This is a genomic window from Phyllobacterium zundukense (assembly GCF_002764115.1).
Lineage (GTDB): Bacteria > Pseudomonadota > Alphaproteobacteria > Rhizobiales > Rhizobiaceae > Phyllobacterium > Phyllobacterium zundukense.
In genome coordinates, this window is record NZ_CP017940.1 from 1,111,809 (window position 1) to 1,132,759 (window position 20,951).

Genomic DNA, 20,951 nt, shown 5'->3' on the forward strand with positions numbered 1-20,951 from the left:
TAAGTTCAATGGTCTGTTTCCTGGAGAGCCAGTCAACAGATTGTGCTGGAATTGGTCAAGACAGGTGCAAATAGAAGGCAGGCAGCGGCGTTATTTCGAAAGCGATCTATCCCCATGAATCATGATAACCCTTTTACTATGCTATTGTCAGATCGCTGGCGCTATCACCAGGAAAGCGGCGACCAGTATCATTGGGCCGACTCGTTCCGGGCGGTCGAAAGCAAAAAGTGCCTTGATTGTGCCGACATGAACAGGCAAGTCGATAGATGAAAACTAGTCGTACATGGATTTGAACCTGTGATTTCTCCTTTCCTTCGGCAGATATTTCTGACGATTGCCGCCGTGCTGATTCTGGCTAGCCCAGTGCGCATGGCGGCTGCGCAAGCGCCCGCACCAGAACAGGTGCAAGCTCCGGTATCGGGCATCGTCGCTGAACAGCGGCCTGCGATCGATGCGCTGAAGAAGCAAATCGCCGATTTTGAACAGAAAAAAGACAAGGCTGATACCGACGCAGCATTGGCGGATCTGCGCCTTAATTTGGAAGGAACTGCAAAGAAGCTGCTGGAGCTCGGCGTCTCGTTCAGGCCGCGTATCACCGAAATCAATTCACGTCTCGAGCAGCTCGGGCCGCCACCGGCGCAGGGACAGCCGCCCGAAGCGCAGGTCGTCACGGATGAGCGGATGCGGCTAACAACCGAAAAAGCCGAAATCAATGCCGTCCTCGGCGAGACCGAAGATCTGTTGATCCAGGTCAACAAGACGATCGATTCCATTGTCGATGCGCGGCGCGAGCTTTTTGCCGACACGCTTTCACAGCGGGTGAACATCAACTATTCGCTTGGCAGCGAAATCGTCGATGCGTATGGCCAGGAATTGCAGACGATGAACCAACTGGTTTCATCGTGGTGGCGTTTCGTCGTTTCGTTCAAATGGCAATCCATGCTGGCAGCAGCTTTTTTTGCGGCAGTTGCGGCGCTTGTCCTCCTGATCGGCGGTCAACGGACCTTGGGGCACCTTTATCTGCGCGACGCGGCTGTTGAGTCACCATCCTATCTGAGCCGTTTGGCTGTGGCATTCTGGTCGACGCTCATGCGGTCGCTGACAGTCGTTGTCTTCCTCGCCACAACTTATGTTTTTCTTGGCTATTTCAATGTGTTGCGGCCGGATATTGCCTCGCTGTTCTATATGCTTTTTTGCGTGATAGGCATTGTCTATTTCGTTCACGCACTGGCGCAAGCGGTGATTTGTCCTGGTGCGCCGAACTGGCGTCTGGTGCGAGTAGCGCCGAGGCCGGGGCGCATCCTGATGGTCCTGATCACGGCTACGGCAACCATTACCGGGCTTGATTACATTGCTGATACGATCAACCAGATTGCTGCGTCGCCATTGTCATTGACCGTGGCCAAGAGCCTTGTCGCTACCGTTCTGGTAGGCCTACTCATTATCGCCATGGCCTTGCTCAAGCCGCTGGAAGACGAGGAGACGGGGAAAATCAAACCCTGGCCCAGGGCCATGCGTATTTTCCTCTACACGATCGGTCTCGTCCCCATCATTGCGGCACTGCTCGGCTACATCGGATTTGCCCGTTTTGTATCCCAGCAGATTGTCATCAATGGCGCTGTGATCGTCACCATGTATCTCGGTTTCCTGACAGCTCGGGCGGTGTCGGATGAGAATGCGCTTGCTGGGACAAAACTCGGGCGGGCAGTGCAGGCACGCTTTGGCATGGATGAGACAATGCTGGACCAGCTGGGGCTGGTGGCAAGTATTGTCATCAATGTGTTTGTCGTCCTGTTCGGTATTCCGATCATCCTGCTTCTCTGGGGATTCCAGTGGAGCGAGATGTCGGCCTGGTTCCTGACGATCGCCACAGGCTTTCAGATTGGCTCGGTCAACATTTCGCTGGTCGCCATCGCGATCGGTATTTTGCTGTTCGCGCTGTTCTATTTCTTTACCCGCTGGTTCCAGGGCTGGCTCGACAACAGAGTCATGGCTCGCGGCAAACTCGACTCAGGCGTGCGCAATTCGATCCGGACCGCCGTTGGCTATCTGGGACTCGGTATCGCGGGTGTCATCGGTGTTTCTGCGGCGGGTATCAATCTTTCCAGCCTGGCACTGGTTGCAGGCGGTCTGTCGCTCGGCATCGGTTTCGGTATGCAGGCGATCGTCTCGAATTTTGTTTCCGGCCTTATCCTTCTCGCAGAGCGTCCGTTCAAGGTCGGTGACTGGATCGAAACCGGCGGTGTGGGCGGTATTGTCAAGAAGATCAGCGTCCGCGCGACGGAAGTCGAGACGTTCCAACGGCAATCGCTCATCATTCCAAATTCTTCGTTCATCAACGGAAGTGTCGGGAACTGGACCCATCGCAACAAGCTTGGACGTGTCGATATTCCGATTGCGGTTTCGCACAAGGTCGATCCGCGCCGCGTCCATGCGATCCTGATGGATATAGCGCGGGGTCACCCGCTCGTATTGAAGAATCCAGAACCCTTTGTGGCATTCAAGGCCATCGTCAATTCAGCGATGGAGTTCGAGATGCGAGTGCATCTCGCGGATCTTTCCAATTCCGGTACCGTTCAAAATGACATCCGCTTTACCCTGATTGACCGCTTTGAAGAAGAGGGGATCGAAATTCCCCATCCGCAACAGGATGTGAATCTCCAGATTGACGATGCAGAGGCAATTATCAAGCTGCTGACCAACAGGGTGAAGTCCGAATTGGCCGCGGAAACGAAGAAGTTGAGATCCTGATATAGACACCGGAAAACAACGGTATGTTCAGTTGCCGTTCAGTTTGATGCCGCTATAACTGTTAATGAAAAGGGCGGTCGGCTCTTGATAACAGGGGCGGTGGAGACACCGGGTAAGAAATGAACAAGTTTGTTGTTGCCGTTCTTCTGAGTGCTATTTCTGCTGGATCGGCGTTTGCAGCCAGCGTCAAGAACGACGAGACCAGCGCCCAGACCCTCGTTGTCACCGAGGGCTCAAGCAAGACGGAATTGCAGGTTGGCGCGGGTGAGACGGTCGAGTTCTGCAACAGCGGCTGCTTTGTGACCTTCCCCAATGGCGACCGTGAAGCTTTGACCGGCAGTGAAACCGTCGAGATCAAGGGCGGCAAGGTTTCGATCAAATAAACTATCGCTGCACAAAAAAACTTTAGTGACCGGCTGAATTCATTTTCAGCCGGTTTTTTAATTTTTCATTTACTGTCGATACTCTTTTCTCCACAATCGATCACCGTTCTTCCCGGGGTTCACTCTTCATTTTTACTTTCCCGATAAGTCCTCGACTGATAGGCAATAATATTGCCGGACGAGTTGAGAAAATGACTTTAGGGATGTGTTGTGGTGGATGCTCAGTCTGATAACAAGGCTATGGATCTTGTAGTAGATCTTGATGGCACGTTGATTGCCACAGACCTTTTGTGGGAAAGTACCTTTCAACTGCTCAAGCAGAACATGTTCTATATCTTCCTTCTGCCTGTCTGGGCGCTGAGGGGAAAGGGCTATCTGAAACATCAGATATCGCTTCGCGTGGCGATCGATCCGGCGATACTCCCCTATCGAGGCGAATTCATTGCCTATCTGCGCGAGGAGCATGGAAAAGGGCGCCGATTGGTGCTCGCAACGGGTGCCGCGCGCAGATTTGCCGAAAGTATCGCGGCGCATCTTGGCGTTTTCGATGCGGTCTATGCGACCGACGAGATTCGTAATCTTACGTCTACCCACAAGACCAAATTCCTGCTTGAGACGTTTGGTGACGCCAAATTTGCCTATGCGGGAAACAGCAAGGCGGATGTCCCCGTGTTCAATGCCGCAAGCGAGGCGATTGTGGTTGCGCCCGACCGGGCAGCGGCCAAATGGCAACGCGTGCATTCAGCACGGTTGTTCGAAGCGCCGAAGACCAGTTGGAAGGCGTTCTTCAAGATGCTTCGTGTGCATCAGTGGATGAAGAATACGCTGATCTTTGTGCCTGCAATTCTCAATCATGAGATCACGGTCTTGCCCGTCCTTGTGAATGCGATCATTGCGTTCTTTGCATTCTCGGCGGCCGCATCGGCAATATACATAATCAACGATCTGTTCGATCTTCCGCTGGATCGTCAGCATGCGCGCAAACGGAACCGGGCTTTTGCCAGCGGGGTATTTTCCATACCCTTTGGCCTGAAAGTGGCGATCGGGCTGCTCATTCTGGCCGGGCTGCTCGCTGCTCAATTGCACTGGACTTTCGCTGCGGTGCTGGTGCTTTATCTCATTGCCACCACGGCCTATTCCTTGTCGCTGAAGCGTATGTTGCTGATCGACGTCTTGACTCTCGCTGGCCTCTATACGCTGCGTATTCTGGCTGGGTCCGCAGCCAACCAGATTGAAGGTTCTTTCTGGCTACTGGCCTTCTCGTCGTTCTTCTTTCTCTCGCTGGCTCTCGTCAAACGTTACGTCGAACTGCAAAACACGACGCTTGTCGAAAAGAACCGCATTGCGGGCAGGGGCTACCGGCAAGCCGATCGGGAGGTCGTTGCACAATGTGGTGTTGCATCGGCATTTGCTGCCGCGACGGTTCTCGCTCTTTATGTCAATAGCGATGCGGTCGTCAGCCTCTACTCCTACCCATGGTTGATCTGGCCGCTTTGCCCGATCGTGCTTTACCTGAATATCCGTATCTGGATCCTGGCACATCGCGGCGAGATGCACGACGATCCCGTCGTGTTCATTATTTCAGACTGGCGCAGCCAAATCGTGATTGCGATCGGCGCGGCGTTGCTCCTTTATGGCGGCATGCGCTCATGATCACCGCCTACGACAGTTTCGGGCATATCGATCGGCGTGCGCGTGCCGCGATGTCGCTCGACGCTGTGCGACAGGTCTTCGAGCATGGACATCCACAACCGGGTGGCTTTCTGCCGTTCGGCAATGGCAAGTCCTATGGCGACAGCTGCCACAATGATCATGGCACGCTTGTCGACATGCGCGGCAGCGATCAATTGGTCTCGTTCGATGCGCGGACGGGTCTGCTGGTGGCGGAAGCCGGTATCCTGCTTTCAGAAATCATCGCGATCGCTGCGCCACTTGGCTACTTCCTGCCGGTCACGCCCGGCACGCGTTTTGTCACTCTCGGCGGTGCCATCGCCAATGACGTGCACGGCAAGAACCATCATCGCCGCGGTACATTCGGCTGTCATGTCGAGCGGTTTGACTTGCTGAAATCCGATGGTTCCGTTGTGACATGCTCGGCAGCGATGAATTCCGGACTATTCACTGCGACCATTGGCGGGCTTGGTCTTACCGGCATCATTCTTTCCGCCAGTATCCGGTTGATGAAGGTCACTTCGCTTGATGTGATGGAACGGATACAAGCCTTCGGCACTCTTGATGAGTATTTCGATCTCGCGCCGCAGGCTGACAATGACAACGAATATGCGGTTGCCTGGGTAGACCAGCTTCAGGCAGGAACCAGTGCAGGACGCGGTGTCCTGATTACGGGAAACCACGCGGATAACGCAAATTTCGAGGTCGGGGCAAAAGAATCCAGGCTTGGCGTGCCGTTCGACCTTCCTGTCTCAGCATTGAATTATCCGAGCCTAAAGCTTTTCAATGGCGCATATTATCATTTGAAGGGCCGAAAACACGAGCCGCATCTTTGCGACTACCAGACCTTCTTTTACCCGCTTGATCAGGTTTCCAATTGGAACAGACTTTATGGACGCGGTGGTCTCTACCAACATCAGAGCGTGATCCCTGAAGAACAGGCCCGAATGGTCATACCGCAAATGCTTGCTGCAACGCGCGACGCTGGCCAAAACTCATTTCTCACGGTGCTCAAGCGTTTCGGCAACGTGGTCTCACCCGGAATCTTGTCGTTCCCACAGCCCGGTTACACCCTTACGGTCGATTTTCCCAATCGCGGCGCGCGGACGCTGGCGTTACTGGAACGTCTTGATCAGATGACGATCGATGCCGGAGGAAGGGTCAATCCTTACAAGGATCAGCGCATGGGTGCTGCAGTCTTCAAGGCAGGTTTTCCGGCATGGAGGAAACTGGAACAGGATCGCGATCCGGCATTCACTTCCAATTTTTGGGCGCGAACGGCGCTGTCGGAAAAGGAATAGGACGAATGCGCAGGATGCTTCAAATTTTAACAATGTGCTTGGTGTCTTCTCAACGCCAGGTTGTTATTCGGTCAATGGACTAAAGGGATCGTTCTGACATGACAAAATATATTCCGTTCATCCTGTTTACGGTCATGACCAATGCGGCAGCGCAAGTCATGCTCAAATACGGCATGATCACACTGGGGCCGGTCAGTTTCAGTGCGGACACCATTATTCAGCGGATATTCCAGATTGTTTTCAATCCCTGGGTTTTTGCCGGATTATTCATGTTTGTGATCTCAATGGCGTCGCACCTCTTCGTGCTTTCCAAGGTCGATTTGTCCTTTGCCTACCCCTTCCTCAGCCTGGCCTATGTTGCGGTCGCGCTGTTTGCCTGGCTGGTCTTCAAGGAGGAGCTGGGTGCCTACAAGATCGCCGGAATTGCCTTCATCATGGTCGGGACGATCCTGATCGCCCAGAGTGGTCGCCATGAAACGACCGAGCCGGGTGAACAAACGCCGCCGGCATCCACGACATCGTCATGAGTGAGTTGAACCAATGAGACAGATTATTTTTGGTGGTGATGGTTTTGTGGGGCGGCATCTCGCGCCAAAGCTGATCGCCGATGGGCAAGAGGTTATCGTTGCCGATATCGTCAAAAGCGATTTGGCGCACTACGACCACGTGACATTCATGAAATGCGATGTCACCGATCCCAAGTCTGTTGCTGCTGTCGGTATCAAGGCTGATGACATGGTGTACAACCTGTCAGCCAAGATGCTTTCACCCCTGCAAGTGCGGGCGAAGCGGCATGATTTCTTCTTTCCGGTCAATTACTTCGGTACTGAAAACATCATCAGTGCGATGGACAGGGCCGGTGCCAGGAAGCTGGTCCATTACACGACCGACATGATTTACGGCCACACCTATGTCTGGCCGCAAACCGAAGAGCACCCTGCGGCACCGCTCGGTGAGTATGGCATGTCGAAGTTGAAGACCGAGGAACTGGCCGCTGAGTGGCGTAAGCGCGGGATGGACATTTCACTGTTTCGTCCCCGATTGATCATCGGGCCCGGTCGCCTTGGCATTCTGGAAAAGCTGTTCAAACTGGTCGATTACAACCTGCCTGTGCCAATGATCGGCTCGGGCAAAAATCCTTATCAGTTCATTTCCGTCTTCGATTGTGCCGAGGCGGCACGGGCTGCCTGGAAAGCAGGCGTGCCGAATGAGGCATACAACCTGGGTTCGCTTAACCCGCCGCCTGTTCGTAAACTACTCGGCGATCTCGTGAAGTTTGCTGGATCAAAATCGATCCTGCTGCCGACACCGGCATGGGCGGTGAAGCGGACACTAGACTTCTTCGATTGGGCGAACATGCCGATCATGGATCCGGAGCAGTATCTGATTGCGGACGAGATGTGCGTGCTGGATGTGTCGAAAGCGGAACGTCAGCTTGGCTGGGTACCGCAACATCGCGACGAGGACATGCTCATCGCGGCCTACAAGGAATATCGCAACAAGAAAGACGGCAACACCGTACAGCAACCATCGTCCATAGCGGCGGAATAAACGGGGAATGGCGATGAACAAAGTGACAACGGCAATGCAGCACCAGACTGTGCAGGGACTGATCAGCAAGCCGGACCTGCTTACGGTCGAAGACGCCAAGGTAATGTCGCTGCCGCGCATGACCGAGATTTTCACCAAGCACCTCAATCCCGGCCAGCTGCATTTCATGAAGCTGCTCGGCTTTCACAAGGTGAAGATCGAGCGCGCCGAGGGGATGTACTATTACGACCAGAACGGCCGCGCCATTCTTGATTTCTTCGGCGGGTTCGGATCGCTCGCCTTTGGCCACAATCATCCGCGAATCGTCGAGGCGCGCAAGAAATTCCAGGACGAGAAGCGTCAGGAAATTGCCATCGCCTTCATGTCGCAATATGCGAGTGCACTTGCGTACAATCTCGCAGCCTGTTCACCGGGCGACCTCGATATGGTGTTCCTGGGCTCATCCGGCTCGGAAGCGATGGAAGCTGCGATCAAGGTTGCAGAACGGGCCGCGGGACCGAAGAAGCCGAAGATCGTTTATGCGGAGAATTCCTTTCACGGCAAGACCAAGGGTGTGTTGTCGATCACCGACGGGCAGCTCTATCGCGGTGATTTCAAGCTCGTCGACAATACGGTTCGTGTTCCTTTCGGCGACATTGACGCTATTGAAAATGCCTTCCGCTCCGATCCTGAAATCGGTGTGATCGTGCTGGAAACCATTCAGGGCGGCGGTGGCATTATCCAGGCACCGAATGAATACTGGCAGAAGTTGCGAGCGCTGTGTGATCAGTACGGCGTGTTGTGGGTGGCCGATGAGGTCCAATGCGGTTTTGGCCGGTCTGGCAGATTCTATGCCTTCGAGCATGCGGGTGTTGTCCCGGATGTGACCGCTTTGGCGAAATCGCTTGGTGGCGGGAAGGCCGCTGTCGGCGCGATGATCGCCCGGCGCGAGGTATATATGAAAGCCTATGGCACGCCGAAGACGGCGATGATCCATGCCATGGCCACTTTTGGGGGTATCGGTGAAGCTTGCGCCACGTCGATCGAAGCGATCAATGTTCTTTATGACGATCATTTGATCGACAATGCCGCTGCGACAGGGGACTATCTGTTGCAAAGGCTGGAAGAACTCAAAGCCAGATATCCGGCGATGATCAAGGATGTGCGCGGCAAGGGTCTGATGGTTGGCCTGGAGTTCCACGATTTCTCCAAGACAGTACCGGTGGTGCTGCGTCCGGTTCTGGCCGTGCTCGATGACAAGCTGAAGGGCTCGCTTCCAGGCTTTATCGGCAGCCATCTTCTGCGCGATCACGGTGTGCTCGTCGCCTTTACCGAATATAATCGTAATGTGGTGCGCCTTGAACCGCCCCTCATTTGCGGCCGGGAACATGTCGACGAATTCATCAAGGCGTTGGATGAAGTGCTTTCGCGTGGGATCGTGCGCATCGTCAAGGACTTCGTCAAAGCGCAGGTCAAGTAGCATCCTTTCCTGCATAAGAAAAAGGCCGGGCTCTTGCCCGGCTTTTTGTTGTCAGGATTGTCCGGAAAGCTTGATATCGGGTCTGAGCAGCAAATCCCAGCACTCATTGAGCTTCACGACGGTTCGATCAGCGAGGGTTTTTTCATACACATTCTGCAGTAAAATGCGAGCGCTGGTTATAGGACAGCCAGGGCGCAAAACGCCATCGGTTGCGCGAAGAGACGCTTCCTCTGCTGCTGTCAGACTACCGACCGTGCGGAAAGGATCTGCGCCGATCTGGATGTTTCGGGTTGCATCGCGATCCAGTATCCAGGGAAACGGGTTGACGAAGTCCAGCGTCATCAAGTTGTTCAGCCGAACGCCGTTATCGCTTTCGAACTCCTTGATGGCTTTGACAACGCGGTCTGCGGAGATGATCCAGTACATTTGATAGTCGAGCTCGGAATAGAGCTGCCAGCTCGGCAATTGATCCTGTTCGGCAAGTTGGCGGTAGGCGCCCGGGTTCTGCGCATAGTGGGACTCCAGCAGCTCGGCACGATCCATCACGTCTCTACGGGTTGAAACGAGGCCCATGGTTTTGACGTCGGTAACCGGCGCTGCCACATAGGTTGGTGCGACGGCGACAAAGCGCAGCGTGCCGTGCACGACTTTGGTGACAGTCGGGATCGCCGTAAAAGCGACGAGACAATAGACGATCAACCGGTGCTTTTCGGTCAGCGCAGAAGTCTTGAGCAACATTGCCAGCAGCACGGGCCAAAGGAAGATGAACTCCTGACTGCCCGTATTCTGGGTTTCGAGGAAAATGCCCGCGACGAGGACAACGCCGATCCAAAGCCAATCCCGATCGAGAAGCGACGCAAAGCCTTCTGTTGTTTGGCTCTGACGCGAGCTGTTCAGGTTTTTCAGAAGGGCACCTCGATCCAACCAGTACAGGAACAGGATGAGGGCTGCCGCAGCCAGGATAACGTCGAGCTTGATCGAAAAAACCGTCAAGAAGCGAGAAAGAAGGAGGCCTTCATTCATGCCGACAAGTGCCGCAATACTCTTCAGATAGGCTGATATCATCCCGTGGTTCAGTTCCAGTCCCAAGAGCACCAGGGCGAAGATGCCGGCCGCAAGCAAGAGATGGCGCAACATGAACCGGCCCGCGAGAATTGCGAAAAGGCCGATAAGGCCCCCCGCCAGAAACCCCGTGATCTTGGTCAAAAAGAGCGCGAGCATCGTCAGCGCCGCGATGATGGCGAGCTTGCGGCCGCTTGGGAGAAAGACGAGGGCGCTTGTCAGCACATAGAGGAGTAGCGAAGTGTGCCGGTTGTAGACGCCAAAACCATTCACTCCGGGATAGGAATGAAAGCTCTGGGTGTTGATCGGGCAGAGGGCAAAGATGAGGAAAGGAACGAGGATTGCAAATGCAATCTTGCGGCTCCGCTTGTCGATGGCGGCGATGATCACGGCCATCAACGGGGCTGCGGAAATCAGTACGGACCACTGCGCCAAAAGGGTGGGCTGGCCCCCGGGAAACAGCGTCTGCAGCCAATAGAACTGGTAGTAATCCAGTGCGCCAACCGGAGCGAGGAAATCCACTGCGGGGATTTGACCAAGCTTTATGCGCTGGGCCGCATCGAGATAGATGTAAGTGTCCCAATACATCGGGCCGATTGGCAGGATCAGCGGCAACGATGACAGAGCGCAAACAATGATCAGGACGAGCGCGAGCAAGGCCAGCGGCGAACAAATCAGGGCGTAAGGTCTGGTGATGCCGCTGGAAAGATCTGACATGCTTCTTCGTTTCAATTTCTAAGACGTGTGGAGACTATCTTTAGGGCCACAATTCTCCACATTGCGTTAAACTGCTGCTGGAATTTACTGCGGCTTTCCAGCAAAACGCTGTCGTTTTGCCGCGCGTCGCGGCGTGTTTTGGCCATGTCGCAAACAGGCCTTAGCGATAGACATGAGGAACGGCATAGTGCACAAAAATCGGCAAGAGCCGTTCCGACCATCGATCGATACCAGAGGATAGAGTGAAATGAAGACTGAGGCGCGTGTTGTCGTTATCGGCGGTGGTGTGGTGGGTGTCTCGACACTCTATCATCTGGCCAAGAAAGGCTGGAGCGATGTTGTACTGATCGAACGCAAGGAATTGACTTCCGGTTCGACCTGGCATGCTGCGGGCCTTCTGCCGTTGTTCAACATGAGTTATTCGGTCGGTCAGATTCACAAATATTCGGTCAAGTTCTATCAGGAGCTGCAAACGGAAACCGGCATGAATGTCGGCTTCACCAATTGCAGCAATATCCGTCTCGCCCGTACCAAGGACCGCTGGGACGAATATATGTACTATGCCGGTGTTGCCGAGACCATCGGCGTGCCAGTGAAGTTGCTGACACCGGCGCAGGTCAAAGAAATCTGGCCGCTGGCTGAAATGGACGGCATTCTCGGCGCGATCCAGCATCCTGAAGATGGTTATATCCAGCCTGCCGATCTGACGCAGGCCCTGGCAAAGGGCGCGCGCGACCGCGGCGCAACGATCTATCGTTACACGACCGTCCTCGGCATCGAACAATTGCCGTCCGGCCAGTGGCTTGTGAAGACTGACAAGGGCGATATCACTGCTGAACACGTTGTGTCCGCGACCGGTAACTTTGCCCGCAAGACCGGCAGGATGGTTGGTCTGGATGTGCCTGTCATCCCGGTCGAGCACCAATATATCGTCACCGAACCGCATCCGGCCATTCTTGAGCGCAAGGCCAAGGGCCTGCCGGAAATGGGCGTCCTGCGCGAAAGCGACAGTTCGTGGTACATGCGTGAGGAAAATGGCGGCCTGCTGCTCGGACCTTACGAAAAAGGCGCACCAGTCTGCTATGTCGATGGCCCATCGGACGCCAGCGAATATGAACTGTTCCAGGAAGACCTCGATCGCCTTGAAACTCATATCGAAACTGCCATAGCTCGCGTTCCCGCGTTTGGCGAAGTCGGTATCAAGAAGGTCTATAATGGCGCGATCGCCTATACGCCTGACGGGTCGCCGATCATCGGGCCCGCGCCGCGCTTGAAGAATTTCTGGCTGAATGAAGGTCACTCCTTTGGTGTCACCGCCGCTGGCGGTGCCGGCTGGCAGTTGGCCGAATGGATCGTCGAGGGCGAGCCTTCCATTGACATGATGGGCGTCGATCCGCGCCGGTTTGGTCCTTACGCGACCGAAGGCTATCTGAAGGAAAAGAACGAGGAAGCCTATGCCGAGGTCTTCTCGGTGCATTATCCGGATGAAGAACGCGGCGCCGCACGTCCATTGAAGCGTTCGCCATCCTATGATCGTCAGAAGGCACTCGGCGCCGTGTTTGGCACGGTCTATGGCTGGGAGCGCGCCAACTGGTTTGCGCCGCAGGGCTATGGCCTGGATGTCGCCAAGCTCGACAAGCCTGACGTGATCATGAACCAGAATCATCCGAAACCCGACGCCGAAGGCAAGGTGAAGGAGCTCTGGTCGTTCCGCCGCTCGAACTATTTCGAGCATGTCGGGCACGAGATAAAGAACGTGACCAACAATGTCGGCCTCCTCGACATGTCGGCTTTTGCCAAGATGGAAGTTTCTGGCCCCGGTGCGCGCGCCTGGCTGGATTCGATCCTCGCGAATCGCATCCCGAAGAAGCAGGGGCGCATTGCCCTTTGCCACCTTCTGACTCCGGCGGGTGGCGTTCGTTCGGAATTCACCGTGTATGAATGGGTTCCGGGCAAGTTCTACCTCGTATCTGCCGGTGCCTACGAAAATCATGATCACGACTATCTGCACAAGCTTTTGCCAGCGGATGGTTCGGTAACACTGCGTCCGATCACGCAGATGTATGGCGTTCTTGTCCTCGCAGGACCCAAGAGCCGTCAGGTTCTCGAGAAGCTCACCCGCGCCGACCTTTCCAACGAGGCATTCCCTTGGCTCTCCGGCAAGGAGATCAGCGTGGGTACGGCAACGGCGCATGCGCTGCGCGTCAACTTTGTTGGCGAACTGGGCTGGGAGCTGCATCACCCGATCGAACAGCAGAACACCATCTATGATCTGCTGCTTGAGGTGGGTGCGGAATTCGGCATCAAACCATTCGGTATCCGGGCAATGACCGCGATGGCCGTGGAGAAATCCTATCGTCTGATCCCGCGCGAATTGTCGATCGAATACAACGCCTTCGAAAGCGGTCTTGATCGTTTCGTTCATCCGAACAAGGGCGAGTTCATCGGCCGGGATGCTGTGGTCAAGGCGCGTGAAGAAGGTTTGAAGTGGAACTTCGTGACGCTGGAAGTTCATGTTCCCGGGGTCTCCGATGTGGACGCGCGTGGCAGTGAGCCGATCTACTTCAAGGGCGAACTTGTTGGCCGTGCCACCCATGGCGGCTATGGCTGGCGTCTTGGCAAGAGCCTTGCCCTTGCAATGGTGAAGCCGGATTATTCCGCACTCGGCACCGAACTTGAGATCAAGATTCTCGGCAAGACACACAAGGCAACGGTTATCCCCGAGTCGCCGTTCGACACCGAAAACGAGCGCTTGAAGGCTTAACCCGCGGCGATTATTCAATCTTTTTAGCGATGGCGCTCCGACAGGGGGCGCCATTTTCTTTTATCGGATTTTCGTTCAACTGAATGTGAACGAGTTCGAAGTTGCTTTGCGTTTTGGCAATTTGAGTTAGACTTCGGTCTATGACATGGCGAAGGAAGGCTCTCAGCAGTTTTCTATCACTGGCGGCGCTATTGGCCAGTTTTTCGACGCATGCCCAATCAGCTGAAACCGAGGTTGACGTCGAGCTGGTACTTGCGGTCGATGCATCGCGGTCCATGGAACCGTTCGAACAGAAAATTCAGCGTGACGGGTATATTGCCGCCTTCCGTCGCAAGGAGGTAATTGATGCCATCCGCGATGGCGTCCATGGGCGTGTCGCAATCACCTATGTGGAGTGGGCCGGATCGACAGTGCAACGGACTATTGTTCCTTGGACGCTGATCGATGGCGCTGACGCGGCAGAAAGACTTGCGGACGCGCTTGATCAACCGATTCCATCGACACAGAGCCGGACTTCAATTTCCGGAGCTATCGATTTCAGTAGCGGGTTGTTCGACAATAACGGTTTCAAGGGAATGCGAAAAGTCATCGATATTTCCGGTGACGGCGCCAATAACAATGGCCGACCGGTTGCCGAGGCGCGCGATCAGGCGGTGGCGAAGGGAATTACGGTCAACGGCCTGCCATTGATGACCCGCGGAGATTTCTATTCTGACTGGGCGGTAAAGGACCTCGATATCTACTACAGCAGCTGTGTTATCGGCGGGCCGGGAGCGTTCATGATTCCGGTTAATTCCTGGGATCAGTTCCCAGAAGCGGTACGCCGAAAACTCGTCCTTGAACTTGCCGGCAATAGGCCCGTCATGCAAAGGGCCGATTGGATGCCGTCGGAAAGTCCACCGGTCATCCTCGTCCAGGACAAGCTGGTCTATGATTGCCTATCCGGCGAGCGCATCTGGCAGAGGCGCATGCAGGACTGGGAATCGCGCTAGATCAAGCTGCCATCAACTGCTTGCGGTCCGCGCGTTCCTGCTGAGGCGAACGGCCGTAGAGTTCGCGATAGCATTTGGAAAAATGCGATGCAGAGACGAACCCGCAAGCGACCGCCACTTCCACAATCGGCATGGAGGACTGGATCAGCAGGTGGCGCGCACGGTCAAGGCGTATTTCCAGATAGTAGCGGGCAGGGGACCTGCCCATTTCCTGGCGAAACAGCCGCTCGATCTGGCGACGCGACAATCCGACATGATCGGCAATTTCGATCAGCGACAGAGGTTCGGACAGCCGCGCTTCCATCAACTCGATGATCGTCAGGACCTTTGAATTCTGAACGCCAAGGCGCGCGCGCAGCGGCAGACGCTGGCGGTCGTGCGGGCTGCGCACCCGGTCAGTCAGTGCCTGCTCGCAGACCCGGTTGACGATGTTGTCGCCGAAATCATCGCCGATCAGCTTGAGCATCATATCCAGCGCAGCCGTACCGCCGGCGCAGGTATAGATATTGCCGTCTACTTCGAAGAGGTCGGCATAGACATCGGCCTTCGGAAATGCCTCTGCAAATCCTGGCAGATTTTCCCAGTGGATCGCACAACGCTTGCCTGAAAGCAGGCCCGCAGCTGCGAGAATATGCGCGCCCGTGCACAATCCACCGACGGCAACGCCGCGGTTGAATTCCTCCCGCAGCCAGGCAAAAACCGACTTGTTCTGGAATTTCTCCACGTGCACACCGGAACAAACGAAAACCATCGAAGGCCGTTCTTCGCCGGTAAGGTATCGCCGTTCATCTTCAAGCGACGAGGTGGTAGCGCATTCAACACCATTGGAGGCGGTGACAGGCTTTGCATCCACTGAAGCTAGACGCCACCGGTAAGCCTCGTAACCCAGCATACGATTGGCAATACGCAGCGGTTCAATGGCTGTCGCAAACGCGATCATTGAAAAATTCGGCACGAGGAAAAAAACGAAAGACCGCTTGTTGAGACCGACGTGATCCATGATGATTCTAAGTTCCCGTATCTGGCTTCAAGGCCATGTCGCAACTGAAGTAGCAGCTTCAAATCACGGGCGTGGTCTCTAGAGCTTTTTTTCAGATAGAACCATAGAATTATTCTAAATGGAAGGGATCGACCCTGTGTCGCAAAAGCGCAGGCATCACATATGATAAAGGGAGCAGACAGGCCGTTATCTGCTCCCTTGCGTTGCTTGTTTCATGGCTTAATGCCGGGACTTCAACTTGTTGTTTTCGCTGATCTGGCGCTCGTAGAGATCGGGCCAGCCAATGTCGCAACGGATATCGTCGGGCAATGCATCAAGCGCCGCTTCCGTTTCGCGCAGCATGCGCTGACGGAGGAAAACCTCGTGTGCCTTGCTGACGGCGCGGGCCAAGCGATTCGTCTGGTCCACGAAAACAGCTGCTACCCGTTCGGTAATGCTGCTGCTCGAATGTCTTTGATATAGTTCGTCACAAGTGCTCATTTTTCTTCTCCTTGGTAATACGGAGGCAAACTGAGTGGCTTCCGTTTGATGATCTTGACTATCGCCCCGATTTGATGTTCAATCAAACGAAATTACGGAACACTATGGTTCAGAAAAATTGATGAAGGAGACGGCGCTATGTCAGCACCCATGCATCATCCCATCCCGATCCTGGATCTCGATGTGTTGCGCACATTTGCAATGATCGCGGAGACGGGAAGTTTTTCGAGTGCTGCCAATGCAGTATTCCGCACGCCCTCCGCTGTTTCTATGCAGATCAAGAAACTGGAAGAGACATTGGGCCACGTGCTGCTCGAGCGCGATGCGCGGTCGGTAAAATTAACACCGAGCGGGGAAGTCCTTCTGGGTTACGCCAGGCGTATGCTGGCGCTCAATCGCGAGACGGTCGCCAAATTCATTGCGCCAACGGTTTCAGGTGTTGTGCGCCTTGGCGCGCCGGATGACATCGGCGAGCGCGTACTGCCCTTTGTTCTCAAGCGTTTTGCGGAATCACATCCGGACGTGACAGTTGATGTCGTCATCGACCAGAGCAATAGCCTGCGCAAACGCCTGGACGAGCAACGGCTTGATGTCACGCTGGTCAATGTGAACGAGACGCTGGCCAAGCTCGATGAAATCGAAATCCTGATGACAGAGGATATCATTTGGGCAGGTGCGAAATGCGGCACAGCCCATGAGCGCAACCCTCTACCACTTTCCATGTGGGAAGAAGGGTGTATCTGGCGCGCCAACGCCATCAGCGCGCTGGAAAGTGCCGGCAGGGATTATCGCGTTGCCTATATGAGCGCACATACCATGGGACAGCGCGCAGCGATTATCGCTGACCTTGCCGTTGCGCCATTCTCGAAGTTCCTTCTGGACGACAACATGGTTCAGCTCGGTGCAGATCACGGTCTGCCGCCACTCGGCGAATCCAAGCTTGGCATGCTCGTTGCCAAGAATGCAGGGGCCCATGTCAAAGCGGTCGCCCAGCATTTGCGGGTTTATTTCGAAGGCTATGAGCGGACGGGCAAACTTTAGACGAACGTCAGTGACCCTAGCGGCTCAGGCAGTAGTTCTTTAATACCCTGACGAGTTCAACGCTGGTCTGCTTCTGCGAGGCGGTTTCGAAACCGAGCCGCCTTGCCGCTTCGCTGACCGGGGGAATGATCACAGCGCACGACGAGTGTATTTCACTAAACGGAATACGGTCCAGCAAAGCGCCGGCGTTGCCAATGTTGACGCCTGAACCGGGCATAATCTTGATCCTGTCAGCGGCGAGCTCAAACGTCATTTCCAGATCGTCGATACCTTCAGGGACCGTGCGCGAGCGGCCCGATGTCAGGATACGTTCAAAACCAAGATCGACTGCCATATCGACCGCTTCGGCGAGATCGGGGACGAGATCGAAGGCGCGATGCAGTGTGACGCCAAGTCCGTGACACTGGCGCGTCAGGCGCTCCAATGTCGTGTAGTCGAGCTCACCATTGGCGAGATTCGCGCCAAAAACCACGCCAGCCAGTGCAGCAGCGCGAACGGCATCAATCTCGCGCAGCATTGCATCGATATCGGCCTCAGCGAAGACGAAATTGCCTGGTCTTGGCCGGATCATGGCGTAGATCGGGATTGGCGAAGTGGTTGACTGCCCGATCAAACCAGGGGTGGGTGTCAGCCCGCCCAATTCGAGCGCTGAACAAAGCTCAACGCGGTCCGCACCGCCATTGATGGCCGCCGCCAGCCCTTCGGAGCTGTCGACGCAGACTTCCAGCAAGACGCTCATTTCGTGACTTCCATCAATCCGAGGACGCCAGCGCCGATCAGGCCTGGTTCAATCTTGAGTTCAGCAGGGATGACCAACGGTTTGTCGGTCTTGCGCAAGATGCGCGCTCGAACCGCCTCGTCCAGCCGCTGGATGAGAGGCACGGAATTGGCAAGCCCGCCGCCAACAGGCACGATGGATGCGCCGACAACGTTGATTGTCATCGCCAAGGGGCCGCTGACAATGTCGATATAGCACTCGATTGTTCGCTCGGCCGCAGGATCGCCAGCATTCCATGCGGCGATGATCTCCGTGCTGGGCAAGTTTACGCCATGCAGGTGCGCGTGCAGCCTTTCCATACCGCGCGCGGCCCCAACAGCATCGACACAGCCTATCTGGCCGCAGCCGCATGCATAGCGCGGGATTGCGACGGGTGGATTTCCCGCGAGTGTCGCTGATACCGGCCCATGACCCCATTCACCGGCAAAACCGCCGGCGCCTTCATGAATCTTGCCATTGATAACAATACCGCCACCGACGCCGGTACCGAGAATGACCCCGAACACAATGCGATGGCCGCGACCAGCGCCGACAACTGCTTCGGAAAGTGCAAAGCAATCGGCATCATTGGCGACAAGAACGGGTCTTTGCAGTTTCGCGCTCAGATCAGCCACCAGCATGCGTCCGTGGATGCATGGAATATTGGCGCAGGTGATCTTGCCCGTATCGGAATCGACGACGCCGGCAATCGAGATGGAGATAAGGCTTGCCGGATCGACGCTGCCATCCGCAGCGATCTTTTCAATCGCCGCAGCAAATGCTTCGAAGTCATGCAGCGGTGTCGGGACCTTGGGCAGCGGTCGTATATCTTCGGGCGAATAGGCGATTGCGCCCTTGATGGCAGATCCGCCAATGTCGAAGCAGGCTATCATGGCAAGCTAATTCCGGAATCAAATGATCGTGGATGCTTGATAGCGGAAATTGACTGCTGGACAAAGCTATTCGCGGTTGCGCCGTGCTGCGCGGTCCTCTCGCGAGCGGCGTCTCGGTGTTGCATCACCGGCGACACCATCCTCGCTGACATTCTTGCGTGGGGGCAAAGTGACAGCCAGCGACAGTTTCGGGAATGGGTCGATCTTGTTCGGCATGGCCATGGCATAGACGAAATGTTCCTGGAATTTCGGTTCCAGCGCCGTCTCGATCTTCTCAATGCGGGTGACTGTGTCTTCAATCTCGCGGCGGTAATTGCGATTGAGCAGGGCCATACGCGCACCGGTACCAGCTGCGTTGCCCACGGCCTGGACTTTATCCAGATCACAATCCGGGATCAGACCCAGCACCATCGCGTATTTCGGGTCGATAAAGGAACCAAACGCGCCTGCAAACCGAATCTGGTCGACATGATCGATACCGAGCTTGTCCATCAACAGTTTGACACCGGCGTAGAGTGCGGCCTTGGCGAGCTGGATAGCGCGAACATCGTTCTGCGTGATGATGATTGTCGGCGAACCTTCATGCAGAAGGTAGGAAAAAGTCCGGCCGGTTGCCCTGACGCGCGGCGATTTCGCGGCAAGAGTACCATCGACGACGCCATCCTCCGAGATGATTCCGGACAGATACATTTCGGCAATGACCTCGATGATGGCCGATCCGCAGATGCCGGTAATGCCGCTCGCTTGCACCGCTTCGTCAAAGCCCGGCTCATCCGACCATTGTTCCGTGCCGATGACGCGGAAGCGCGGCTCCAGTGTGATGGGGTCGATGCGCACACGCTCGATTGCGCCAGGAGCAGCACGCTGTCCGCCGGAAATCTCCGCACCTTCGAAGGCAGGACCGGTAGGCGAGGAGGCCGCGACGGTGCGCTGCCTATTGCCCAAGACGATCTCCGCGTTGGTGCCGACATCGACAAGCAGCATCATCTCGTCCTGGTGGTGCGGGCCTTCAGCCAGCGTGGCCGCAGCAGCGTCTGCACCCACATGTCCGGCAATGCACGGCAGCATGTAGACCCGTGTTCCGGCGTTCATCGAGAGGCCGATATCCGACGCCTTCAAATGAACTGCGCCAGACACGGCCAAGGCAAAAGGCGCGCCGCCAAGTTCAGTCGGGTCGATGCCGAGGAACAGATGGTGCATGATCGGATTGCCGACGAAGACCGCATCAAGAATGTCCTCGCGAGCAACGCCGCCCTCGGTGCAAACCTTGTCGATCAGCCCATTGATGGCTTCGCGAACAGCCAGCGTCATGCCTTCCCGGCCATCCGGGTTCATCATGACATAGGAGACGCGGCTCATCAGATCTTCGCCGAAACGGATTTGCGGATTGGACGTGCCAGCGGAAGCGATAGTGCGAACCGAGAGCAGCGATGACAGATGCATGGCGATAGTGGTCGAGCCGATATCGCAGGCGATACCGTAAGCTTCATTCTTCAGGCCAGGCCATAGGCCGATCATGGTCGGCCGCGATGTCTCCTCGTCCTGGTAAATAGCGGCCGTAACGCCCCACTCACCCTTGCGCAGAATTTTCTGCACGTTGGGCAGGATATGCGCATCGACATCCAGATTGCGGACGCCCCATTCCTTTTCGAGAGCAGCTTTCAGTCGATCGAGATCACCGAGCGGCTTGTGCATGTCTGGCTCTTCCACCTCGACGTAGCACATATGAACCGCCGGGTTGCGCTCGATGATGCGCGTATCGGCATCCTTGCGTACAACCTGTGCGTTGACCTGCACATCATGAGGAACGTCAACGACCAGATCGCCGAGAATTGTCGCCGAACAGGACAGGCGTCGGCCTTCCTTCAGGTCGCGTTTTTCCGCGTAGCGCTGTTCCTTTGGACCAAATTCGGAAATGTGATCGTTGGACGAGGTGATGCCGTGCTTGGCAAAACGGCCTTCCTGCACCTCGACCTGGCAGCGTCCGCAAATGCCGCGGCCTCCGCACACGCTTTCGACATAGACGCCGAGCGTACGGGCTGCGTCCAGAATGGGCGTTCCGACAGCGAAACGACCGCGCTTACCCGACGGCATGAAGAGAACGAGCGCTTCCTTTGCCGATGCCTCTG

The 20,951-nt window shown here is 55.7% G+C and carries 16 protein-coding genes; 10 read left to right on the top strand and 6 right to left on the bottom strand.

Annotated elements, in window-relative coordinates; translation table 11 throughout:
• Window positions 1–297: 297 nt before the first annotated feature.
• The 7 genes from BLM14_RS05380 to BLM14_RS05410 all read left to right on the top strand — a co-directional run bounded on the left by BLM14_RS05380 (window position 298) and on the right by BLM14_RS05410 (window position 9,116).
• Window positions 298–2,751, top strand: coding sequence for a mechanosensitive ion channel family protein (locus tag BLM14_RS05380; RefSeq protein WP_099998441.1), 2,454 nt, complete (start codon window positions 298–300; stop codon window positions 2,749–2,751).
• A 119-nt stretch (window positions 2,752–2,870) separates the two neighbouring features.
• Entirely contained in the window at window positions 2,871–3,134 is a 264-nt protein-coding gene (locus BLM14_RS05385; protein ID WP_099998442.1) for a hypothetical protein, read from the top strand.
• A gap of 213 nt (window positions 3,135–3,347) precedes the next feature.
• Window positions 3,348–4,787 carry a UbiA family prenyltransferase gene (locus BLM14_RS05390; RefSeq protein ID WP_165788385.1) on the top strand — a complete coding sequence of 480 codons (1,440 nt, stop codon included), beginning with the start codon at window positions 3,348–3,350 and terminating at the stop codon, window positions 4,785–4,787.
• Complete coding sequence (locus BLM14_RS05395) at window positions 4,784–6,106, top strand: FAD-binding oxidoreductase (protein WP_099998444.1); 1,323 nt, start codon at window positions 4,784–4,786, stop codon at window positions 6,104–6,106. The genes BLM14_RS05390 and BLM14_RS05395 overlap by 4 nt, the downstream gene beginning before the upstream one ends.
• 98 nt (window positions 6,107–6,204) lie before the next feature.
• Window positions 6,205–6,633 (top strand): EamA family transporter, encoded by a 429-nt coding sequence (locus BLM14_RS05400; RefSeq protein ID WP_099998445.1) that lies wholly within the window; start codon window positions 6,205–6,207, stop codon window positions 6,631–6,633.
• Between the two features lie 13 nt (window positions 6,634–6,646).
• Window positions 6,647–7,657, top strand: a complete 1,011-nt coding sequence (locus tag BLM14_RS05405) for an NAD-dependent epimerase/dehydratase family protein (RefSeq protein WP_099998446.1) — start codon at window positions 6,647–6,649, stop codon at window positions 7,655–7,657.
• A 13-nt stretch (window positions 7,658–7,670) separates the two neighbouring features.
• Window positions 7,671–9,116, top strand: coding sequence for an aspartate aminotransferase family protein (locus BLM14_RS05410; RefSeq protein ID WP_237143465.1), 1,446 nt, complete (start codon window positions 7,671–7,673; stop codon window positions 9,114–9,116).
• A gap of 51 nt (window positions 9,117–9,167) precedes the next feature.
• On the opposite strand, the gene BLM14_RS05415 is transcribed toward BLM14_RS05410, so the two are convergent.
• Window positions 9,168–10,895, bottom strand: coding sequence for a hypothetical protein (locus BLM14_RS05415; RefSeq protein ID WP_237143466.1), 1,728 nt, complete (start codon window positions 10,893–10,895; stop codon window positions 9,168–9,170).
• Window positions 10,896–11,142: 247 nt separating this feature from the next.
• Here BLM14_RS05415 and BLM14_RS05420 point away from each other — a divergent pair, with 247 nt between their 5' ends.
• Window positions 11,143–13,659 carry a GcvT family protein gene (locus BLM14_RS05420; protein ID WP_099998447.1) on the top strand — a complete coding sequence of 839 codons (2,517 nt, stop codon included), beginning with the start codon at window positions 11,143–11,145 and terminating at the stop codon, window positions 13,657–13,659.
• Between the two features lie 191 nt (window positions 13,660–13,850).
• Complete coding sequence (locus BLM14_RS05425; RefSeq protein ID WP_335672073.1) at window positions 13,851–14,651, top strand: DUF1194 domain-containing protein; 801 nt, start codon at window positions 13,851–13,853, stop codon at window positions 14,649–14,651.
• A gap of 1 nt (window position 14,652) precedes the next feature.
• Here BLM14_RS05425 and BLM14_RS05430 read toward each other — a convergent pair whose 3' ends face one another.
• Window positions 14,653–15,651: a GlxA family transcriptional regulator gene (locus tag BLM14_RS05430; protein ID WP_099998449.1), complete on the bottom strand. Its 999-nt coding sequence runs from the start codon at window positions 15,649–15,651 to the stop codon at window positions 14,653–14,655.
• 219 nt (window positions 15,652–15,870) lie between these two features.
• Window positions 15,871–16,131: a hypothetical protein gene (locus BLM14_RS05435; protein WP_099998450.1), complete on the bottom strand. Its 261-nt coding sequence runs from the start codon at window positions 16,129–16,131 to the stop codon at window positions 15,871–15,873.
• A gap of 138 nt (window positions 16,132–16,269) precedes the next feature.
• Between BLM14_RS05435 and BLM14_RS05440 the strand changes: the two genes are divergently transcribed.
• Window positions 16,270–17,172, top strand: coding sequence for a LysR family transcriptional regulator (locus BLM14_RS05440; protein WP_099998451.1), 903 nt, complete (start codon window positions 16,270–16,272; stop codon window positions 17,170–17,172).
• 16 nt (window positions 17,173–17,188) lie between these two features.
• Here BLM14_RS05440 and BLM14_RS05445 read toward each other — a convergent pair whose 3' ends face one another.
• The 3 genes from BLM14_RS05445 to BLM14_RS05455 all read right to left on the bottom strand — a co-directional run bounded on the left by BLM14_RS05445 (window position 17,189) and on the right by BLM14_RS05455 (window position 20,916).
• The gene (locus BLM14_RS05445; RefSeq protein ID WP_099998452.1) at window positions 17,189–17,911 is read right to left on the bottom strand and encodes a copper homeostasis protein CutC; all 723 of its coding nucleotides are present in this window, start codon (window positions 17,909–17,911) and stop codon (window positions 17,189–17,191) included.
• Entirely contained in the window at window positions 17,908–18,822 is a 915-nt protein-coding gene (locus BLM14_RS05450; RefSeq protein WP_099998453.1) for an ROK family protein, read from the bottom strand. The genes BLM14_RS05445 and BLM14_RS05450 overlap by 4 nt, the downstream gene beginning before the upstream one ends.
• A 66-nt stretch (window positions 18,823–18,888) precedes the next feature.
• The gene (locus BLM14_RS05455) at window positions 18,889–20,916 is read right to left on the bottom strand and encodes an ASKHA domain-containing protein (RefSeq protein ID WP_237143519.1); all 2,028 of its coding nucleotides are present in this window, start codon (window positions 20,914–20,916) and stop codon (window positions 18,889–18,891) included.
• Window positions 20,917–20,951: the final 35 nt, after the last annotated feature.